Raw genomic sequence first — 22,099 nt, 5'->3', positions numbered from 1 at the left:
AATGAAGTCGGTATTTGAAAAGGAAGAAGCCTATTGGAATGGGATGTTTGATTCAGATGACAGCATGAGCATTTTGCCATATTGCAGCACCTCGGGAAGAGAAGCGAGCGTATATAGGAAAGCCGTCAAAGCTTCCATCGCACGTCTGCTCCCAGCAGAACTGTCGGACAGAATGCGTTCTCTAGCGAATGGCTCGGATATCGCCCTTTATATGATTGCACTAGCAGGCGTATCTTGCTTGCTTCATAAATATACAAACCGCGAAAATATACTTCTAGGCATGCCTACGATCGATTCATCTGAAGACGATCCTTCCGTTCATGACGTTCTTGTTATCAAGGCAAATGTCATGCTCGGCAGCAATTTCCGTTCCATATTGGGAACAATCAAGACAGCGATCGGAGGAGCGTTGGAGCACCGAGATATTCCGTTTCGAAAAATGGTGCACAATTTGAACCTGGAGCAAGATTCGAACGGACTTCCGATTATGAATACAGTAGTTTCTTATTCAGCTATACATATCGCTTCCATCGAGCAAAGCATCAGCTCTGACGTTATATTCCGGTTCGATGTGAAGGACGCTGGCCTCCAACTGGAGGTGCTATATGACGAATGCCGCTATGATGCTTCTTATATCACTGCATTGTTTGAACATTTTTTCCGATTGCTTCATTTTCTACTGTTTCAACCTGATCAGCCTATCGGTGATGCCAAGTTGTTGTCTGAAGAAGAAAAGCATCGTTTGCTGCACGAGTTCAACGATGTATGGACCGATTTTCCTCGACAGGCGACACTACATCAGCTTATTGAGGAGCAGGCGGAGAAGCAGCCAGATGCCATTGCAGTCTCTTATGATGACACAAGATTGACATACCGAGAGTTGAATGAACGCGCCAATCGCCTTGCGAGAACACTGCAAGCAGAAGGTGTGCAGACTGACGAACTTGTCGGGCTTATGGCAGTGAGATCAATAGACATGATCGTCGGAATGCTTGCTGTCCTAAAAGCAGGGGGAGGATATGTCGCTATTGATCCGGAATATCCGGAGGAACGAATCCGTTATATGCTGGAGGATTCGGAAGCGCGCGTCATTTTGGTGCAGCAGCAATTGCAGAATCGTGTGCCGAATACGAGTGCGAGTGTTCTTTACCTTGATGAGGAACAATCTTATCATTCCGATGGTACGAACCTGGTTCCGGTCAATGGAGCTACGGATCTTGCCTGTGTTATCTATACCTCTGGAACAACCGGCAAGCCGAAAGGAAACCTGACGACGCATCGCAATATCGTACGCATCGTAAAGCAGACCAACTATATTGAGGTCACTGAGCAGGATCGAGTGCTGCAATTGTCAAGTTATTCCTTCGACGGCTCCGCGTTCGATATATTCGGGGCGTTGACCAATGGAGCCCATCTCGTTCTTGTGCCGCAGCATACATTGCTTGATACGCAGAAACTGGCGGAGCTGATCGAATCCGAGCAAGTGTCAGTCATGCTCATTACAACCGCTTATTTTAATGTTCTTGTGGATGTGAACGCATCCTGCCTGCGTAATATTCGCGCAATTTTGTTCGGAGGCGAGCGCGCTTCTGTCGCACACGTGCGCAAAGCGCTCGAACATACGGGCCCCGGAAGGCTGAAGAATATGTACGGTCCGTCCGAGAGCACAATTTACGCGACATGGCACGATGTGACCGAGGTTCCGGAGCACGCGGTCAGTGTTCCGATCGGGCGTACGATCAGCAACACCGCCATCTATATCGTGAATGAACGGAATGATCTGCAGCCGATTGGCGTTGCCGGCGAGCTGTGCGTTGGAGGAGAAGGACTGGTTCGCGGGTACCTGAACCGTCCGGAGCTGACTGCACAGAAGTTCATCGATAACCCGTTCGTACCGGGAGAGCGCATGTATCGTACCGGAGATTTGGCAAGATGGCTACCTGATGGAACGATTGAATATGTAGGACGGGTCGATGATCAGGTCAAAATCAGAGGCCATCGCATTGAAATTGGGGAAGTGGAAGCGCAGATACTTAAAGCGGAAGCGATTCAGAAAACAATGATTGTCGTGCGAGGCCGTGAAGACGGGGAGAAGCAGCTATGCGCATATTACGTAGCGGATCGCGTGCTTCCTGCTGGCGAGCTGCGGGCAATGCTGGCAAAGGAACTGCCAGGGTACATGATTCCTGCTTACTTTATCCAGCTTGACAAGATGCCTCTGACAACGAACGGCAAGGTGGATCGCCGTGCACTGCCTGAGCCGGAGGAGCATATTCAGTCGGAGACGGAATATGTGGCGCCAAGAACGGAACAGGAAATCCGGCTTGCCCGCGTCTGGCAGGAAGTGCTCGGCTTAGCTCAGATTGGCGCAAAAGATAATTTCTTCGAGCTTGGCGGACATTCGCTGCGGGCGACAACGCTGGTAAGCAAGCTGCACAAGGAAGAGCAAATCAATCTATCCCTTCGCGACGTGTTCCGCTATCCTACTCTCGAAGCGATGGCAGCTCTTATGGATGATGCGGAAGGACGCACCTATGAACCTATCCCGACAATCGAGGAGAGGGATGTTTATCCAGTATCTTCCGTGCAGAAGCGTTTGTTTATTTTGCATCAGCTGGAAGGAGCGGAGCAGAGTTATAATATGCCGGGGGCCCCTCGCTGTTGGAAGGCAAGCTCGACCGCAAGCGATTGCATCATGCATTCGAGAAGCTCATCGCTCGGCACGAGACACTTCGTACAGGCTTTGACATGGTGAACGGCGAGCCTGTTCAGCGAATTTACGCTAAGGTTGACTTCGCAGTGGAAGAGATGACGGCCGCAGAAGGGGCGGAAGCTGAAGAGAAAGTCCGGCAGTTCATTCGCGCTTTTGATTTATCGAAGCCGCCGCTGTTCAGGGCCGGATTGATAGAATTGACACCAGAGCGCCACATCCTGCTGTTCGATATGCACCATATCATTTCGGACGGTACATCGATTGGCATAATGATTGAGGAATTTACTCGTCTTTACAGCGGCAGCGAGCTTGAACCGCTTCGCATTCAATACAAGGATTTTTCCGCGTGGCAGCGTTCCGAAGCGCAAATCGCACAGCTCAAGCGCCAGGAAGCGTATTGGTTGCAGCAGATGGGAGGACAGATGCCGGTGCTTGAATTGCCAACCGACTATGTGCGGCCTGCTGTCCAAAGTCATGAAGGTGCATTGTTCGAATTCTCTATCGATTCAGAGAAGAGTCGCGCTCTGAGAGAATTAGCTGCAGAAACGAGAACCACCTTATACATGGTGCTGCTGGCAGCCTATACGATCGTGCTCCATAAGTATTCGGGACAGGATGACATCATTGTAGGGACACCGATTGCAGGACGTACGCATGACGACGTACAGCCACTTATCGGCATGTTCGTCAATACGCTTGCAATCCGCAATTATCCTGCAGGAACCAAGTCCGTGCTGGAGTATTTAGAGGAAGTCAAGGAAACGACGCTGGGAGCGTTCGAGCATCAGGACTATCCGTTTGAGGAACTTGTGGAGAACGTGCAAATATCAAGAGACCTGAGCCGCCATCCGGTATTCGATACCATGTTTGCTCTAGAAAATACAGAGCATCGGGAATTTGATCTCGACGGTCTGTATGTGAAGCCATTTGGCACTGAATATGGCATGGCCAAGTTCGACTTGAACCTGACCGTAACGGAAGACGGCGATGGACTATATTGCACCATGGAATATGCAACTGCTTTATATAGCCAGACAACAATCGCAAGGCTGTGCCGCCACTTCCTGCAAGTTGTGGAGAGCATGAGCTGCGAACCGCAAACTACTATTTCGTCGCTGAAAATGGTAACAAACGAAGAGAAGAATCAGTTGAAAAATGAATTCAATCATTCAACAATGGTGGTTCCGAACGATAAAACCATTCACGAGCTATTCGCGGAACAGGCGGAGCAGACACCGGATTCCATAGCTGTTGTCTGCGGCAGCAAGCAGTTGACCTACACGGAACTGAACCGGAAGGCGAACCAGCTTGCTTGGAAGCTGAGGGAGCATGGCGTAACTGCTGAGCAGCCTGTCGGCATCATCGTCGAACGTACGCTGGAGACGGTTGTCGCCGTGCTAGCAGTGCTCAAGGCATCCGGCACGTTTGTGCCAATCGATCCGGAATATCCAGAGACGCGCATTCGCTATATGTTGGCGGACAGCGGCGCCAAGCTGGTGCTGGCCCAATCGGCGCTTCCGGGCATCATTCCGGACGAGATTCGTCAGTTGGATGTACGCGATGAATCGCTGTATGCAGGCAGCGGTGAAAATGTCCCGAACGGCAATAAACCGTCTGATCTGCTCTATATCATCTACACGTCGGGAACGACCGGCAATCCGAAAGGGGTTATGCTGGAGCATCGCAACATGGTCAATCTGCTGCATTATCAGCAAAAGGGCACGAATATTCCGATGCCTTCGCGGATTTTGCAATATGCGTCAGGCAGCTTCGACGTATGCTATCAGGAAATGTTCTCTGCGCTGCTGTTCGGCGGAAGTCTGTATATGGTTGACAATGAAATGCGCAAGGATCCGGTACGCTTGTTCCAAGAAATCGAAAAGAATGAAATTGACGTACTCTTTATTCCGGTGGCGTTCCTGAAATTCATCTTCGCTGAGCCGGAGTGGGCCGAAGCGTTCCCGCGCTGTGTTCGCCATATCATTACAGCGGGCGAGCAGCTTGTCGTCACGCCGCAGGTGCAAGCCTGCCTGAAGCGTCTCGGCATTTGCCTGCACAACCATTACGGACCTTCGGAGACTCACGTCGTGACGACCCATACCATGACGCCGGATGCCATCGAGGCCGGTCTGCCGCCAATCGGCAAGCCGATCGCGAATTCAAGCATCTACATTGTGAACGACAGCTTCGAGCTGCAGCCGATAGGTGTGAAGGGCGAACTGTACGTATCAGGCGCATGTGTTGGTCGCGGATATTGGGGAAGAGCGGATTTGACAGAGGAGAAGTTCCTTGATAACCCGTTCGTACCGGGTGAGCGGTTGTATAAGACAGGAGACGTGGCACGCTGGCTGCCGGACGGCAGCATCGAGTATGTAGGCCGAAGCGACCATCAAGTGAAAATCCGGGGCTTCCGCATCGAGCTTGGTGAGGTGGAATCGCAGCTGCTGCATGTGCCGGCGGTACAAGAGGCGACAGTAATGGCACTGGAGGATCACGCAGGCCAGAAGCAGTTGTGCGCGTATTTCACGGCGGAGCGTCCGTTCACGGCGGGCGAGCTGCGAGCGGCAATGTCGCAGGAGTTGCCGGGTTATATGATCCCGTCCTATTTTATACAGCTAGAGCGGCTGCCGCTGACACCGAACGGGAAGATCGACCGGCGAGCACTGCCGAAACCTGAGGGCGGCATCGAAACTGGCACCGAATACGTTGCGCCGCGCACAGAAACAGAGACGAAGCTTGCTTGCATTTGGCAGGACGTATTGGGGTTGACAAGCGTAGGCGTGAAGGACAACTTCTTCGAGCTTGGCGGTCATTCGCTGCGAGCGACAACGCTCGTAAGCAGACTGTACAAGGAGCTGAACGTCAACTTCCCGCTGCGGGGTGTATTCCGTCATCCGACGATCGAGGAGATGGCTAAGGCCATAACGGAAACGAAGAAAGAACAATATATGGAGATCCCTGTCGCTGAGACGAGAGAATATTATCCATTGTCCTTTGCACAGAAGCGGTTGTTCATTATAAGCCAATTGGCCGGGGCTGAGCTTAGCTATAATATGCCTGGAATCCTGATGCTTGAAGGTGCGTTGGATCGAGAACGGTTCGAATCCGCCTTCTGTAAGCTGATTGATCGGCATGAATCACTGCGAACAAGCTTCGTAACGGTTCGCGGTGAACCCGTACAGTGCATTCATCAGCAAGTGGACTTCGCAATCGAATATCACCGTGCGGAAGAAGACGAGGCTGAGGTAATGATCAGTCAGTTCGTTCGACCTTTCCTGCTTAATGAAGCGCCGCTGCTGCGGGTCGGATTGATTGAAACCGGACATGATCGCCATATCCTGATGTTCGATATGCATCATATTATTTCCGATGGCGTAACGATGGGCAATCTGGTAAATGAATTTGTCCAGCTGTACATGGGTGAGCAATTGCCGACGCTGCGCATTCAATACAAGGATTATGCGGCATGGCAGCAATCCGCTGAATATGCAGACAGGCTCGCACATCAGGAGTCCTATTGGATGAAGCAATTGGCTGGGGAAATTCCGACGCTGGAAATGCCAACCGATTACGTGAGACCAGCGGTTCAGCAGTTCGAAGGCGGCGTAGCCTTGTTCGCGTTGAGCAACGAGCAAACCGAGCAGTTGCAACGGGTAGCGGCAAATCATGGAGCAACCTTATATATGGTGCTGCTCTCTGCTTATACGGTGCTTCTGCATAAATACACGTCTCAGGAAGACATCATTGTTGGTACGCCGATTGCCGGACGCAATCATACAGATCTGGAGCCACTTATCGGTATGTTCGTCAATACGCTTGCTATTCGCAATTATCCGACCGGTGAAAAGTCATTTTCGGATCTGTTGGCAGAGGTGAAGGATACGACGCTTGCCGCATTCGAAAATCAGGAATATCCGTTCGAATCGCTGGTAGAAAAGGTACAAACGTCGCGGGATATGAGCCGAAATCCGGTATTTGATACGATATTCAGCTTGGAGCACGCTCAGCAGGGCGATATCCATATCGAAAGCCTCCAGATGAGTCCGTATCCGCACAGCCATGCTGTCGCGAAATTCGACTTGACCTTCCATGCTGAGGAAAACGAAGAGGGAATTCAATGCGGTCTAAGTTATGCGACCTCTTTGTATACGCAGGAAACAGTCGAACGGATGGGAGAGCACTTCGTTCAATTGATCAATGCGATTATCGCTGAGCCGAACGCGAAGCTTTCATCCTTGAACATGATGAGCCAACTGGAAGAAGAAAAGGTGCGGCTGGCATTTAATGATACAACAACGAACTATCCACGCGAGAAAACAATTCAGCACTTGTTCGAAGAGCAAGCAGAAAAATGGCCGAATGCGATTGCCATTCAGTTTGGGGAAGCACAGCTTACATACCGTGAACTGAATGAGCGCGCGAATCGCTTGGCGAGAACCCTGCGAGGCAAGGGGATAAAAGCCGGACGCTTTGTTGGTGTGATGACGGATCGTTCGCCAGAGATGATCATTGCCATTATGGCGATCCTGAAGGCAGGCGGTGCTTACGTGCCGATTGATCCGGACTATCCGGAGGAGCGCATCCGCTATATGATCGAAGACTCGAAAGCATCTCTTCTGGTCGTTCATCAGCACTTGCAATCGAAACATATACCTTCAGAGTGCACGGTTGTCGTTGTTGATGATGAGACTTCCTATCATGCCGATGGCACGAATCTGGAGCAGAACAATGGAGCATCCGATCTTGCCTATGTCATTTATACATCAGGAACGACTGGCATGCCGAAGGGGAATTTAACGACCCACCGCAACATTGTCAGAGTTGTTCGGGATACGAATTATATCGAGATCGATCAACGGGACACGGTGCTGCAATTATCCAGCTATGCATTTGACGGTTCGACCTTTGACATATTTGGCGCGCTCCTGAATGGAGCGAAGCTTGTCCTGATTTCACGCGAAGTAGTGCTCGATGCAGGACGATTGGCAGACGCCATCGAACGCGAACAAATCTCGATCATGTTCATTACCACCTCCTATTTCAATTTGCTCGTCGACATGAAGGCGGATAGCCTGCGTCATATGCGTGCGATCCTGTTCGGCGGGGAGCGTGCATCCATTAGCCACGTGCGTAAGGCGCTCAAGCATTTAGGGCCAGGCAAGATCAAAAATGTATATGGTCCGACGGAGAGCACTGTGTTTGCGACTTGCTACGATGTAAATGAAGTGGCAGATGATGCCGTCACCATACCGATTGGCCGGCCGATTGGCAATACGGCGGTCTACATTTTGAGCCAAGACAATGCTTTGCAGCCGATCGGTGTAGCTGGAGAGTTATGCGTAGCGGGTGATGGCGTCGCAGTGGGATATTTGAACCGCCCGGATTTGACGGCAGCCAAATTTGTGAATAACCCATTCGTTCCGGGTGATCGCATGTACCGGACAGGGGATTTGGCTAGATGGCTTCCCGATGGAAGCATTGAATATGTAGGACGAATAGATGATCAGGTGAAGATTCGCGGTTATCGAATTGAGCTTGGCGAAGTCGAGGCTCACTTATTGGAGCTTGAGGCCATCCAAGAGGCTGTAGTCATCGTCAAGGAGGAAGAAGTCGGGCAGAAGCGGCTGTGCGCTTACTATGTCGCAGTTCGGCCGATTACAGCCGGAGAACTGCGAAGTGCACTTGCGCAGCAGCTTCCGGGATATATGATTCCTTCTTACTTCGTACAGCTCGACAAGCTCCCGCTGTCATCGAACGGAAAAGTTAACCGCAAGGCGCTTCCAACACCTGAATTGCACGTGCAGGCTGCTTCAGAATTCGTGGCTCCGCGTACGCCGCTGGAGGTGCAGCTCGCTCAAATTTGGCAGGAGGTGCTGGGACTCGGACAGATTGGCGTAAAGGATAATTTCTTTGAGCTCGGCGGTCATTCCTTAAGCCTGATGCAACTGGTGGAACGTGTCTATACCGCGACTCAGATTGAAATTCCGATTCACAGCGTATTCCGGCAACCGACAATCGAGGCGATGGCTTACGAGATGCTGAAATCCGAACTTGCGGTGAAGTCGGGCAACCATTTCATGAAGTTGAACGAAACCGGCTCAATCCATATCTTCTGCTTCCCTCCAGGTCTCGGCTACGGGCTTAGTTATTTGGAATTGGCCAAGCAGTTGGATCATCACTGTATCCTGCATGGCATCGACTTTATTGATGATGCCAACAGTACAGAAGACATGCTGGATCGATATGTGGATGCAATCATTGCTGTACAATCGCAGCATCCATACGTGCTGCTCGGCTATTCTCTGGGCGGTAATTTGACATTCGAGGTTGCGAAGGCAATGGAACGCAGAGGGTATCCGGTATCAGACGTGATCATGCTTGATTCCTTGCGGAAGCTGAAGGCGCATGAAGTAGATGAATTCGACAGCGACATCGATCAGATGATCGAGGGGGTGCAGGAGCTTAAGGAAATGCTGGTGCATCATCCGCTGCTGCGCGATCAAGTTAAAAATAAGATGCGAGCGTATTGGTCGTACGCAACCGATCTCGTCAATTCCGACATGATCGGGGCTAACATCCATGCTCTAATGGCAGAACCGTCCGATGCGAATCGGGCAGACGGGGAACAGCTTGCGACGTGGACAGGGGCAACCCGCGGCAGCTATGTGGAATATAACCTCCGCGGCATTCACGAAGAGGTGCTCCAGCCGCCGTTTCTAGAGATGAATGCTAACGTGATTCAATCGATCATTCGACATATTGTCGAACAAACGCTGGTTGCCCATTAGGAGAAATGACTTCTGGCACCCAATGAAGGAAGGCATGCATACAGGCTGGTTCCGTTGGACGTTAGTACAGACTGTTTGGTGTTCACAGACTGCTCAACTTTGCGGCGAATGCAATTCATAAATGAATTATGTAAATGCTGGGAAGATGGCAGTTTGTGAGCGGCATGCCACAACTATGGGACATAAAGGGGAGACAGTATCGTGGTTCAGCGAAAAGAAAAAAGGTGTTTACCCTATGGAAGTCGGTACGGTGGCTAGTACAATTTGCAAAGTCCCACAAGGGCTGGATGATCGCAGGAATGCTATGCGCCATTGCGGCGGCGGTGATCGAAATATGGACGGGGAGCTTGATTCAACAGTTGACCGCTAAGGCAGAACACAGGGATGGGCGGTTAGTAGTCAACACGGTATATATGGTGCTTATCGTTATTGCAGTGGGAGTTCCCGCAAAGTTCATGATGGTATATGGGATTGAAAAAGGGAGCGCCCGCGCAATGCGAGATGTGCGCAATTATATGATGCGTCACATTGGCAAGCTGCCGATCCATTACCTGGACAAGCAACACTCGGGCGACATGGTGTCGCGCTTAACGAACGATATGCAACTGATTAACCAGTTCATGATACGAGATCTGCCGCAATGGTTCTACCATCCGCTGCTGTTTATCGGCTGCTTTGCCTATCTGCTCTGGATCCGGTGGGAGCTTGTGCTGCTCAGCGTACTGCTTGTACCTGTATCCTTATTCGTATCCCAATGGATCGGCAAGCAACTGCAGCAGCTGACAGAAGAAGCTCAGGCAAGCACAGGGCAAATGAATGCTATCGTGCAGGATACGCTAAACGGGATGGTGCTCGTCAAAAGCTACTTGCTGCAAGGATTATTGTTCCGCTCCTATCAATCACTGCTGCAGCTTACACTGATCAAAAAGCTGGCTGTCAGCAAACGGGAAGCCATCATTACGCCCATCTTGTTTACGCTTATGATGAGTCCGGTCGTCTTTGCGGTCTCATATGGCAGCTACTTGATTTCGCAAGGCTTGTTCAGTACTGGAGAACTGATCACATTTCTTTACCTGCTCAATCTCTGTCTTGAACCGTTGCAGAACATCCCAACGCTGGTGACACATACGTTCGAGATGGGCGGAGCCTTGAAGCGGATTTATGATGTGGCCGACCAGCCTGTCGAACCGCAAGGAGAGCAAAACGGCTTTGTGAGTGATGACTGTGTCAACAACGACACGGATATGAGTCCGATTGTGTTTGAAAAGGTCAGCTTTGCCTATACGCCGAATTCTCCGCTACTGCTTCATAACTTAAGCTTCACAGTTGAGCAGGGGAAAACCGTGGCGCTTGTCGGTGCTAGCGGCGGGGGAAAGAGCACTGTAATCAAGCTCTTATGCGGATTTTACTCTTTGCTGCCTGATGGAGGCGCAATCCATGTTTTGGGCCGATCAATTTCCAATTGGAACCCGGAAGATTTGCGCTCCAAACTGTCTGTCGTTACGCAGGATTCCTACTTATTCAGCGGCACGATCGCCGACAATATCGGGTACGGCAGGCCGAATGCTTCGATGGATGAGATTGTAGAAGCGGCAAAGGCTGCCTACGCGCATTCTTTTATTATGGAATTGCCAGACGGGTACCAGACAGAGGTCGGTGAGCGAGGCGGCTTGCTGTCGGGAGGCCAACGGCAGCGAATTACGATCGCGCGTGCGATTTTGAAGAATTCGCCCATACTGCTGCTCGACGAACCGACATCCGCTTTGGACACGGAATCTGAGCTATTAGTTCAACAAGCATTGGACACGCTTATGCAAAACCGAACGACAATCGTCATTGCGCATCGGTTGTCCACCATTCAACATGCAGATGAAATATGGGTAATGGAGGGCGGAAGCATAGCCGAAGCGGGAACGCATGATGAATTATTGGCTGCGGGTGGTGCTTACGCGAGCTTATATCATCGGCAATTTGATGATGAGCCTTCCGGACGTGAGGAGGTGGCCTGCACGTGAAGCTGTCTGACATGATTACATACGGGAAAGAAACAATTGGCATGATGAATTTCATGAATAAAAAGCGCAAGCTGCATTATTATGTCGGCATGATTGCGAGCGGTGCCGTGAACACCTTGTTTATTCTATCCTTCAGCTTAGTGGTGCAAAGTTTAGTGAATTATGCGGAGTCAAAAGACATTTCCCTTATGTATCAAGGATTGTACATTTTAGGCGGCTCCATTCTGTTATTGAACTTGATATCTCCGCCGTTCACTTACTTGTTCCATCGCAGTGTAGAGCTCACGCTAGCGAATATTCGCGAGCAGTTGTACCGGAAGCTGTGCAAGCTGCGAGTGTCTTTGCTGGAACGAACCCACAACGGTGAGCTGCTGTCCAGAATGAATAATGATGTATCGACCTTGGAAGTCACATATTGCGGCATTCTGTTCGCCATGCTTCTCGAGATCATGATCAGTCTGGGCTCAATTATCATGATGTTCGTCGTGCATTGGCAGTTTGCCTGCGTTTCCTTGCTTGTGCTGCTCTTATCCTTCTATATCAGTTCGCGATTCGTAAATACGGTTCGGAATTTGTATGATCGTCATTTAAGCATTACTGCTAAGTTGACAGAAAAGTTTTCCGATTTCCTTGGAGGAATCCAACAGGTGAAGCTGTTTCGCATTCGTCCGATTTATGAGCAGTATGAAGGTCTCAATGAGGAAGTAACGGATCTTTCAACCCGGATTGCTCATAAAAAGGGAATGCTCGCGGCGATCAATCACTTCGTCAGTTATATTACGTTTTGCGGAATCATTGTTATAGGGAGCCTGCTGTATTCCTACGGATACATTACGATGGGAGCGGTAGCTGCATTGGCTGTGCTGCAAATTCATTTGACTCACTCCTTCATGAACGTCGGTTCTACCATGTCGCTTATCCAAAATTCATTGGCAGGAGCCAAACGGGTTCAAGAGCTGCTGAAAGAAGAGGAGGAGCCGGAACGGATCAATTGCGCAGCCGAGACAGGCATCGGCAAGACTGATCTGGCAGAAGCTCACAACAGTACTACCGATGGAGCTGCAACTGCTGAACGAGGCTTGACTAGTATAACAGACATGAATGAGAAGATTGGTGAAATTGGCATTACAGAGCCTGTGGTTGATCTAAGGGATGTCGAATTCTCATATGCTTCCGGGGAACCGGCCATATGCAAGGTGTCCTTGCAGGTGTACCCGGGACAAGCGGCAGCCATCGTTGGTGCTAGCGGGAGCGGAAAAAGTACACTGATTAAGCTGCTGCTCGGTTTTTATCCGATTGACAGTGGGGAAGTTCGCATTCAAGGCAAATCATTCGGGCAGTATACGCTGGAGGAAGTTCGCCGCTTAATTGCCTATGTGCCACAAGAAGCATTTTTGTTCAGTGGGACGATCGAAGACAATATTCGTTATGGTAACCCACAGGCGTCTCACGAGGAAGTTGTAGCTGCAGCGCAAGCAGCGTATGCCCATCATTTTATTCAAGAGCTCCCTGATCAATATCAAACAACAGTAGGGGAGCGGGGAGCATCCTTATCAGGCGGACAGCGTCAGCGCATTGCGATTGCACGGGCCTTGCTGAAAAATGCGCCTATCCTGCTGCTGGACGAAGCGACGTCGGCGCTCGATACCGAATCGGAGCATTGGGTTCAAAAGGCACTTCAGCAGCTCATGCAGGGCCGCACGACCATCATGGTCGCCCACCGCTTGTCTACTGTAGAGAACGCGGATATTATTTTTGTCATGAAAGAGGGAGTCGTTGCGGAGCGAGGAACGCATCGAAGCTTGCTTCAGCATGGCGCTTATTACGCGAGTCTCCAAGGACAGGCTTAATACCTATCCTGCGGGAGGTCGGCAATATAACCTGTCAAGGAATCTCTGATCTTATTCAGAGGTTCCTTTCCTTTTCTTGTTTGCCTTCATGTGGATGCGTGACCGTCCCGAACAAGAAAATACTTGCATATGATAAGAATCATACTTACTATTGGGAAGGTATGACTAGAATAAATGCAGCATAGGAATAACATGAGATCGATTCAACCAAAGGGGTTTGTGTAATGAATTTTTATGAACAACGAATATTACCTGCATCGAGGCAAATGAAAGACTTAGAGAGAGCCATAGCGTCACCGTACGAATATTTGGTTCTGCTCGATGTCCATATCGCTCAGCTTAAGCATGCCTGCAGCATGGTACATCAGGCCAACAAGAAATTATTTTTGCATATCGACCTAATCCAAGGACTTCAAAGTGATGCGCACGCGACAGAGTATCTATGCCAGGAATATCGGCCGTATGGGATAATGTCGACAAAATCCAGCGTCATTCAAAAAGCGAAGCAAAAAGGTGTTGTGGCTGTACAGCGTATCTTCCTTATCGACAATAGTGCGCTGGAGAAAAGCTGTAAGCTGCTGCAAACGACGCAGCCCGATGTCATTGAAGTATTGCCTGGCGGCATGCCGAGCGTCATTCGCAAAGTTAAAGATAGGACGAGCCTTCCGATTTTGGCTGGTGGCTTCATCACGACGCATGAAGATGTGGAGCTCGCTTTGCAAGCTGGTGCAGAGGCAGTTACGACCTCCAATACAAAATTATGGACAAGAAATTAAAAAAATAATTGACAACGCTTACAAATTTAAATAAAATTTGAATCAAGTTAATACTGTTACGGAGACTTGGAGATCTACTTTCAAACGCGTTGTCATCTCTGCTTGCAGAGGATATGACGTGTGCTTGAGCGTAGATCTTTTTTGCGTTTTCTGAACAGAAATGAACAACAGGAGGGGTCATTATGTCGGCGTTTTGGGGAGAATTTATTGGAACCATGATACTGATTGCACTCGGCGGGGGAGTATGTGCAGGGGTATCGCTAAAGAAATCGTATGCCGCAAACTCGGGCTGGATCGTCATTTCGATGGGATGGGGCTTGGCCGTCGCGGTTGCGGCGTATTCCGTAGGTTCGATAAGCGGAGCGCATCTCAACCCGGCACTTACATTGGGGCTCGCTTTTATTGGAAATTTCCCTTGGGCTGATGTACCGTCGTACATAGCGGCACAGATGCTTGGCGCTATTGTGGGAGCTGTTCTTGTATTTCTGCATTATTTGCCGCACTGGAAACTGACGGAGGATCAGGGTGCGAAGCTGGGTGTGTTTGCGACAAGTCCAGCTGTGTATCATCCATTCTCCAACTTAATTAGTGAAATGATCGGTACATTCATTTTGGTTCTTGGTATTTTGGCGATTGGCGCCAACAAGTTCACGGATGGTTTGAATCCACTGATAGTTGGATTTCTTATTGTCAGCATAGGGTTGTCGTTGGGAGGAACAACAGGATATGCCATCAACCCGGCACGCGACCTGGGGCCGCGAATCGCGCACATGCTGCTGCCGATCGCAGGAAAGGGCGGTTCCAATTGGAAATATGCCTGGATACCCGTCGTTGGACCGGTGCTTGGAGGTTCGCTCGGTGGACTGTTTTATAAAAACGTATTTTTAGGCCAGTCAGATACAGTAATATGGGCAGTAGCGGGTACCGCACTTGCTATCCTTGTATTTTCGTTGTTCTTGTCTAGAAAAATGCTGTTCGGTAAGTTCTTCCTTTAGGTTATAGTCAACAATTTTCCGTGCTGTGCATGTTCACTCAATCCTCTTAAATGGAGCACGATGGAATGAATATTGATGATTCAACGGATAGGAATTCACTATTGTATACGGGGGAATTTGATATGGAAAAGTACATCTTATCTCTTGACCAAGGCACAACGAGCTCCAGAGCCATCTTGTTCAATAAAGAAGGACATATTGTCCATGTTGCCCAAAAGGAATTTACGCAAATTTTCCCTGAGCCGGGTTGGGTAGAGCACAACGCACAAGAAATATGGGGTACGATATTGGCTGTCATCGCGACATGCCTCATTGAATCGGGCGTGAAGCCGAAACAAATTGCAGGCATCGGTATTACGAACCAGCGCGAGACGACCGTCGTGTGGGATAAGGAATCCGGCCGTCCGGTATATAATGCGATCGTATGGCAATCAAGACAAACGAAGTACATCTGCGATGAATTGCAGGAGGCAGGCTATGGGGAATTGTTCCGTTCCAAGACGGGGCTTCTCATCGATTCCTATTTCTCAGGAACCAAGGTCAAATGGATTCTCGATAATGTTCCTGGTGCGCGTGAAAAGGCAGAGCGGGGCGATCTATTGTTCGGGACGATCGATACATGGCTTATCTGGAAGCTCACGGGCGGTAATGTGCATGTAACCGATTATAGCAACGCTTCCCGTACCCTTATGTACAATATACATGAGCTGAAGTGGGATGATGAATTGTTGGAGCTGCTGACGATTCCGAAGCAGATGCTTCCAGAGGTGCGTTCTTCTTCCGAAGTATACGGTAAAACGGTAGACTTCCATTTCTTTGGTGAGGAAATTCCGATTGCGGGCGCTGCGGGAGATCAACAGGCGGCGCTATTCGGGCAAGCATGCTTCCAGCAGGGGATGGCCAAAAATACGTACGGAACAGGCTGCTTCATGTTGATGAATACTGGCGAGCAGGCAGTGAAGTCCTCTCATGGGCTTCTAACGACGATCGCTTGGGGCATTGACGGCAAAGTGGAGTATGCGCTGGAAGGAAGCGTATTCGTTGCAGGCTCCGCTGTTCAATGGCTTCGCGACGGCTTGCGCATGATTAAGGAATCCAAGGATAGTGAGTTGTATGCAAGCAAGGTGGAGTCAACAGACGGCGTGTACGTTGTTCCAGCCTTCGTCGGATTAGGTACGCCGTACTGGGACAGCGAGGTGAAAGGCGCGATCTTCGGCCTGACGCGCGGCACTTCGAAAGAACACTTCATTCGCGCGACATTGGAATCGCTGGCTTATCAAACGAAGGACGTATTGACTGCGATGGAGGCCGACTCGTCCATCAAGCTGACCAAGCTGCGTGTGGATGGAGGAGCAATTCAAAACAATTTCCTGATGCAGTTCCAGAGCGACATGCTGGGCGTACCGGTGGAATGCCCGCAAGTATTTGAAACAACGGCACTTGGCGCGGCATACCTTGCTGGTTTGGCTGTGGGATACTGGAGCGACCGGGACGAGATAGCGGCGCAATGGAGCATTGATCGTACCTTTGCACCGTCCATGCCGGAAGAACGCCGCAATGCCTTGTATTCCGGATGGGGCAAAGCCATTGAGGCAACAAAAGTATTTAAATAAGCGCACGAATATGCTACAATTTTAAATAAGTTAATATTTAAATTCGGTTGGAGAATTGAGAACCGCAATTGCACTTAGTCTATGACTTAAGTGTTATTGCGGTTTTTTGTTTTCGATGTGAGCAATAGGCGATTACTTACTTTCATGCCGTCTTTACGACGAGGGAGGTTATCATATGACAACTGTCTTTTCCGCTATGAAGCGCAAATCTATCGTACAAGCAATGGGACAGAAGCCGCTTGACGTGATCGTTATTGGAGGAGGGATCACCGGCGCAGGGATTGCGTTGGATGCGACAACGAGAGGATTAAGAACTGCATTATTCGAGATGCAGGACTTCGCCGCAGGGACGTCTAGCCGTTCGACGAAGCTGGTGCATGGCGGTCTCCGCTACTTGAAGCAATTTGATGTGAAGACGGTAGCTGAAGTCGGCAAGGAGCGTGCCATTGTATATGAAAACGGACCGCATGTCACCACGCCAGAGTGGATGCTGCTGCCGCTTCATCGCGGCGGAACGTTTGGCAAATTCAGCACCGGTATCGGGTTGCGTGTTTACGATTTTCTGGCTGGTGTTAAGCGCAGCGAGCGACGCCGCATGCTATCTGAACAAGAGACGCTTAGCCGCGAGCCGCTGTTGAAGCAGGAAGGGCTCTTGGGTGGCGGTTATTATGTAGAATATCGGACTGACGACGCGCGGTTGACGATTGAAGTCATGAAGGAAGCCGTTCGGAATGGAGCCATGGCTCTGAACTATATGAAGGTGGATTCATTTTTATATGAAAATGGAAAAATTGTAGGTGTTCGGGTGGTTGATCAATTGGATGGGGAAGCGTTCGAATTCCGTGCCAAGAAGATCATCAATGCGGCAGGCCCTTGGGTTGATGAGCTTCGCAATAAGGATCATTCTAAGACAGGCAAGCATCTTCAGCTGTCCAAAGGGGTGCATCTCGTCATCGATCAGTCGAAGTTTCCGCTCAAGCAAGCGATATACTTCGATACGCCGGACGGCCGAATGGTATTCGCAATTCCGCGCGACGGAAAAACGTACGTAGGCACAACGGATACGTTCTATAAGGCAGACCCGGTTCATCCCGTTATGACGAAGGCAGACCGGGACTATATCATGAAGGCGATTCAATATATGTTCCCTTCGCTTCAGCTTACCGCAGACGATGTTGAATCGAGCTGGGCGGGGGTAAGGCCGCTCATCTATGAAGAAGGGAAAAATGCATCCGAGATTTCCCGCAGAGATGAGATTTGGCAATCTCCATCAGGATTGATTACGATTGCAGGCGGCAAGCTGACTGGATATCGAAAAATGGCTGAAATGATCGTTGATTTGGTCATGAAGCTGCTCAGCCAAGAAGAAGGAATGACGTATACAGCTGCAAAGACGAAGCAGATGCCCATATCAGGCGGGCATGTAGGCGGTTCCGCCGATTTCCCGAGCTTCGTGGAAAGCAAAATGAATGAAGGCGTACGAAATGGGCTTGATGGGGCACTAGCCAAGCGCTGGGCGCGTATGTACGGCTCTAACGTGGATAGGATCTTCGACCTGGCAGATCGTTATCGAAGCAAGACGGAACAAAGCGGCCTTCCGCTAGAAGTGCTTGTCCCCCTCGTATATGCCATGGAAGAAGAAATGACATTAAAGCCGGTGGACTTCTTCATTCGCCGCACGGGTGCACTCTTCTTTAACATACAGTGGGTACGAGATTGGAAGCAGCCGGTCATCGCCTATATGGCTTCTGCGTTCGGCTGGACGGAAGAACAGTGCAATCAATATGCAGCGGAGCTTGACACCGCACTGTATCAAGCCGTCGTTCCACAGGCGGAAGCGAATTAATGGTTCAGTGTGTTTGCAAGTGAAACGGAGCTATTGTAAGAACTATATTCCAGTAGGAAAGTGTAATGAAGAGTACATTTAAAGGAAGAAGGCGGGGGATTTTTATCTCCCGTCTTTTTCCATATTTCACAAATAAGTAAAGAATTCTTTTTCATGCAGCATCATAATATTCAGGGTGGCATGCCGAAGAGCAACAACTAATCAAGCAACACATCATTTTTCGTTATCGTAGGAAAGGAGATGAAGTTCGTTTGAAGTTTCGCTTGGAGTTTCGCTTTGAACCATTATTTTTGGAGGTGCTACTGGTATGTTCAACGAAAGGCCAATTATGAACAGAACAAAATTAATGATCGTCCTGCTCTCATTTTCTTTACTTGTTACCTTGTCCGGAGTAAGTGCTCTGCTGTCATCGAAGGCTTCTGCTGCAAGTTCTCACGATGACAATTTTTCACCGAAGACGCTGAAGTTCCTTCGTGCCAGTACAGGGCTTGATGGCGAGCAGTGGAACAATATTATGAAGCTCATTAACAAGCCCGAGCAGGACTCGCTCAACTGGACCGAGTTCTATGGGTACTGTGAGAATATTAAAGACAAGCGCGGGTATACCATTGGCATATTTGGAGCCACTACAGGAGGGAGCAACGACAATTATCCGGACGGCCCAACTCTGTTCAAGGAATTCGACGCTGCCAGCGGAGCTTCAAATCCTTCAGTCGAAGGCGACCTGTCCCGAATTGGTGTTAACGGGTCGATGAAGGGGAGAATATTGGAAATTAAAGACAGCGAAAAAGTGTTCTGCGGCAAAATCAAAAAATTGCAAAACAATGACGCGTGGAGAGAGGCAATCTGGCAAACCTTTTATAAGGTTTACATAAAATACAGCGTGGAGCAAGCGCGTAAACGCGGTTTCAATTCTGCTCTAACGATCGGTTCCTTTGTCGATACAGCCTTAAATCAGGGGGCTACTGGAGATTCTGGAACACTTGAGGGCCTTTTGTCCCGTTCTGGCAAAAGTAGCGACGAGAAGACATTTATGAAGAAATTTTATGAAGAGAGAACAAAAATTGTAGATACTAGACAATATAATCAACCTCCTAACGGCAAGAACCGTGTAAAGCAATGGAGACAGCTGTGGGATATGGGGAAAGCAGACCTCAAAAACGCTGACGAAGCGGTCGTAAAAGTCACCAGTTGGAAAATGAAATGAGTCAAAAATCCCGCGTCCATTGTTCGGATGCGGGATTTTTCTCCTTCATCAAAATGTATCATTGCCAGTGTGTGATTGCAAAAACAAAAAGAAACAAATCCTTGGCCGAGCCAAGTTTGCTTCCTTTGATTGAATGCCCAATTGACATTCCGATTATAACTATTAACGGTATTGAAAAATGCTACACGGGTCAATCTATTTGAATAGTGACTATTTTTCAAGCGAAAACGAACACAGGCATTTATCAACTTAGTGATTTGTTGCCCAAGAAAAATATTTTATCCTTTAAGTTCGTCTAATGAACCTGCAACGTTCAGATCAACATCACCATCAATTCCGCTAACTTTTCCTTTTTCGCTATATTGCCATATCGTCCATCTTGTCCATCCACCATTGTCGGGCGGACTCGAAGTTGTCCTGTAATTTGCAATCCATAGAGGGAGGTCAGATAATGCGTTATTAAACTGTTGAAAAAGATCGATGAACCAACTACCTGTATATAGCATTACGTCTCGCCCAGTTTTCCCTTTTACGACATTGATGAATGATTGTACCCATTGAACTAGTGCCGTGACACTAATCTTTTTAGGATCTTCGGGCTCCTCTAAATCTAAAACTGGCAACAAATCAGTTGGATATTGAGTTAAAAACGATACAAAATGCTCGGCTTCGTCGGATGCCTTGTTTTTATCTGGTCTAGCAAAATGATACGCTCCAACCAATAACCCTGCTTCCTTTGCGCCTTTAACATTCCTAGAAAAATTGGGATCCTTCGTTGATGTACTTTCCGATGCTTTGACGTAGGCAAATTGAAATCCTTCCAACTTCACCTTTTCCCAATCAATCTTTCCTTCCCAGTGTGATACATCAATTCCTTTTACATCCGATTCTGACCGAGATTGCATCTGAATACTCCTTCACTTATAAAATTTTCATGTTTTGCAATGTTCGCACACCCTCATTATTCGTAATATGGACATACATTATGTATAATCAGCCTACACACACATTTCATAGAATCTCATTTAAAAGTGAAGAACATAATGGGCACTACCTAGGAAGATAAAGCCCCCATTTCAGATAACAGCAAAATCCCGCATCCGTTGTTTGGATGCGGGGGATTTTTTCCTTCCTCTAAGTGTGTCATTGTCACTGAGGCTAAATGAGTCAATTTGCTTCTAATTCCAATCTTCGAAATGAATGGTTACAAACCGAATTTCACTCTCATAGTGTGCTACGTGTCCTTCATCAACCATCTTTTGAAAAGCAGGATTTCCAGCGGCTGCACCATTTCTCAATGTCTCACATAGAAGAGTCATACGATGAATAATCCACTGTCGCAAATCATTTGGAACGGGAATTCCATACGAATCAAAAAGCCGCACTAATCCTCCAGAAAAGTCGCAAATGTACGATTACGATGTTCTCTTATACGGAATCGGATTAGTAGATCATTGGCTTATGGTCACCCTTTCAACGCTAATTGTTACAGAGCATAGCATATTGTTTTTTATATGGTTTTCTGCTTCGTCTTCATTTGCTTTATTTTTTGTTACATATGGGTTGTTCGCCATTCCGTAGATTTGTTACGATAACGAAAACATCCATGAACCAATAACAGCAATACTGATCACATATGACAAATGAAACTAACATTCAAAGGTGAAGGAGAGTTTATTTTGCTGCACATTATCAATTTAAGTGAAAGAATGGATTTACTGGAGCAAGTCAGCCAATGGCTGTGGAAGCAATGGGCGAGTGAAAAGCCATACGAAGCGATTAAATACGCAGTGGAACATCATGTATATGTTGACCGTGTGCCGATGACATTCGTGGCCTTGCTGTGCGGGCAGCCGGTAGGAACGGTATCGCTATGGATGAATGATTTAAAATGCCGTCAGGATTTATACCCATGGATGGCAAGCTTATATGTCACGGAGGCAGCAAGAGGGCAGGGCGTTGGGGCAGAACTGCAAAACCATGCCATAAAAGAAGCAAAGCGGCAGGGTTTTGATAACTTATTTTTGATCACGGATTTCATTGGGTTTTATGAAAAACAAGGGTGGGTGTTTGAAGAATTGGCGCCGTTGCTGGACGGTGGTTATAAACGAATCTATCGGAAAGACTTAACTCAGTAATTGACAGAGCAGAGGAAATCTCTGCTCTTTATTTTTGCCAAAAAATATAAAATTCCTCTCAAATTCCCGGAATTCATGATTTATTCAAAGGGTATTTTCACTAGTTAGATGAAAAGGAAGTAATTTTGTAGGCTCTTTTTTTAAAGTGGCTGCCTCTT

11 protein-coding genes are annotated in these 22,099 nt (G+C 48.6%); 10 read left to right on the top strand and 1 reads right to left on the bottom strand.

The features are described 5' to 3' along the window. Position 1 precedes the first annotated feature (1 nt). The 9 genes from PAV_RS23160 (at position 2) to PAV_RS23120 (ending at position 19,803) form a co-directional block, all read left to right on the top strand. The gene (locus PAV_RS23160) at positions 2-2,755 is read left to right on the top strand and encodes a non-ribosomal peptide synthetase (protein ID WP_005550264.1); all 2,754 of its coding nucleotides are present in this window, start codon (positions 2-4) and stop codon (positions 2,753-2,755) included. After that, positions 2,662-9,501 (top strand): non-ribosomal peptide synthetase, encoded by a 6,840-nt coding sequence (locus tag PAV_RS23155; protein ID WP_157267216.1) that lies wholly within the window; start codon positions 2,662-2,664, stop codon positions 9,499-9,501. The genes PAV_RS23160 and PAV_RS23155 overlap by 94 nt, the downstream gene beginning before the upstream one ends. A gap of 164 nt (positions 9,502-9,665) precedes the next feature. Further along, positions 9,666-11,516, top strand: coding sequence for an ABC transporter ATP-binding protein (locus PAV_RS23150; RefSeq protein WP_051135207.1), 1,851 nt, complete (start codon positions 9,666-9,668; stop codon positions 11,514-11,516). Continuing rightward, entirely contained in the window at positions 11,513-13,366 is a 1,854-nt protein-coding gene (locus tag PAV_RS23145) for an ABC transporter ATP-binding protein (RefSeq protein WP_005550260.1), read from the top strand. The genes PAV_RS23150 and PAV_RS23145 overlap by 4 nt, the downstream gene beginning before the upstream one ends. 224 nt (positions 13,367-13,590) lie before the next feature. Next, the gene (locus PAV_RS23140; protein ID WP_005550259.1) at positions 13,591-14,142 is read left to right on the top strand and encodes a glycerol-3-phosphate responsive antiterminator; all 552 of its coding nucleotides are present in this window, start codon (positions 13,591-13,593) and stop codon (positions 14,140-14,142) included. A gap of 182 nt (positions 14,143-14,324) precedes the next feature. Further along, entirely contained in the window at positions 14,325-15,137 is an 813-nt protein-coding gene (locus PAV_RS23135) for an MIP/aquaporin family protein (protein WP_005550258.1), read from the top strand. Positions 15,138-15,259: 122 nt separating this feature from the next. Further along, positions 15,260-16,750, top strand: a complete 1,491-nt coding sequence (glpK, locus tag PAV_RS23130; RefSeq protein ID WP_040736681.1) for a glycerol kinase GlpK — start codon at positions 15,260-15,262, stop codon at positions 16,748-16,750. A gap of 175 nt (positions 16,751-16,925) precedes the next feature. Continuing rightward, on the top strand, positions 16,926-18,596 hold the full coding sequence (locus PAV_RS23125) for a glycerol-3-phosphate dehydrogenase/oxidase (protein WP_005550256.1): 1,671 nt from the start codon (positions 16,926-16,928) through the stop codon (positions 18,594-18,596). Between the two features lie 307 nt (positions 18,597-18,903). Further along, the gene (locus tag PAV_RS23120; RefSeq protein ID WP_005550255.1) at positions 18,904-19,803 is read left to right on the top strand and encodes a chitosanase; all 900 of its coding nucleotides are present in this window, start codon (positions 18,904-18,906) and stop codon (positions 19,801-19,803) included. Positions 19,804-20,081: 278 nt separating this feature from the next. Here the strand turns inward: PAV_RS23120 and PAV_RS23115 are convergent, their stop codons facing one another. After that, a complete protein-coding gene (locus PAV_RS23115) occupies positions 20,082-20,708 on the bottom strand; it encodes a glycoside hydrolase family 25 protein (protein WP_005550253.1) in 627 nt (208 codons plus the stop codon). Between the two features lie 774 nt (positions 20,709-21,482). On the opposite strand from PAV_RS23115, the gene PAV_RS23105 reads away from it, so the two are divergent. Then, positions 21,483-21,941, top strand: coding sequence for a GNAT family N-acetyltransferase (locus PAV_RS23105; protein ID WP_005550250.1), 459 nt, complete (start codon positions 21,483-21,485; stop codon positions 21,939-21,941). Positions 21,942-22,099 lie beyond the last annotated feature (158 nt).

Source organism: Paenibacillus alvei DSM 29 (assembly GCF_000293805.1).
GTDB classification, from domain to species: Bacteria; Bacillota; Bacilli; order Paenibacillales; family Paenibacillaceae; genus Paenibacillus_B; species Paenibacillus_B alvei.
This window is presented reverse-complemented; position numbering and strand designations above follow the sequence as displayed.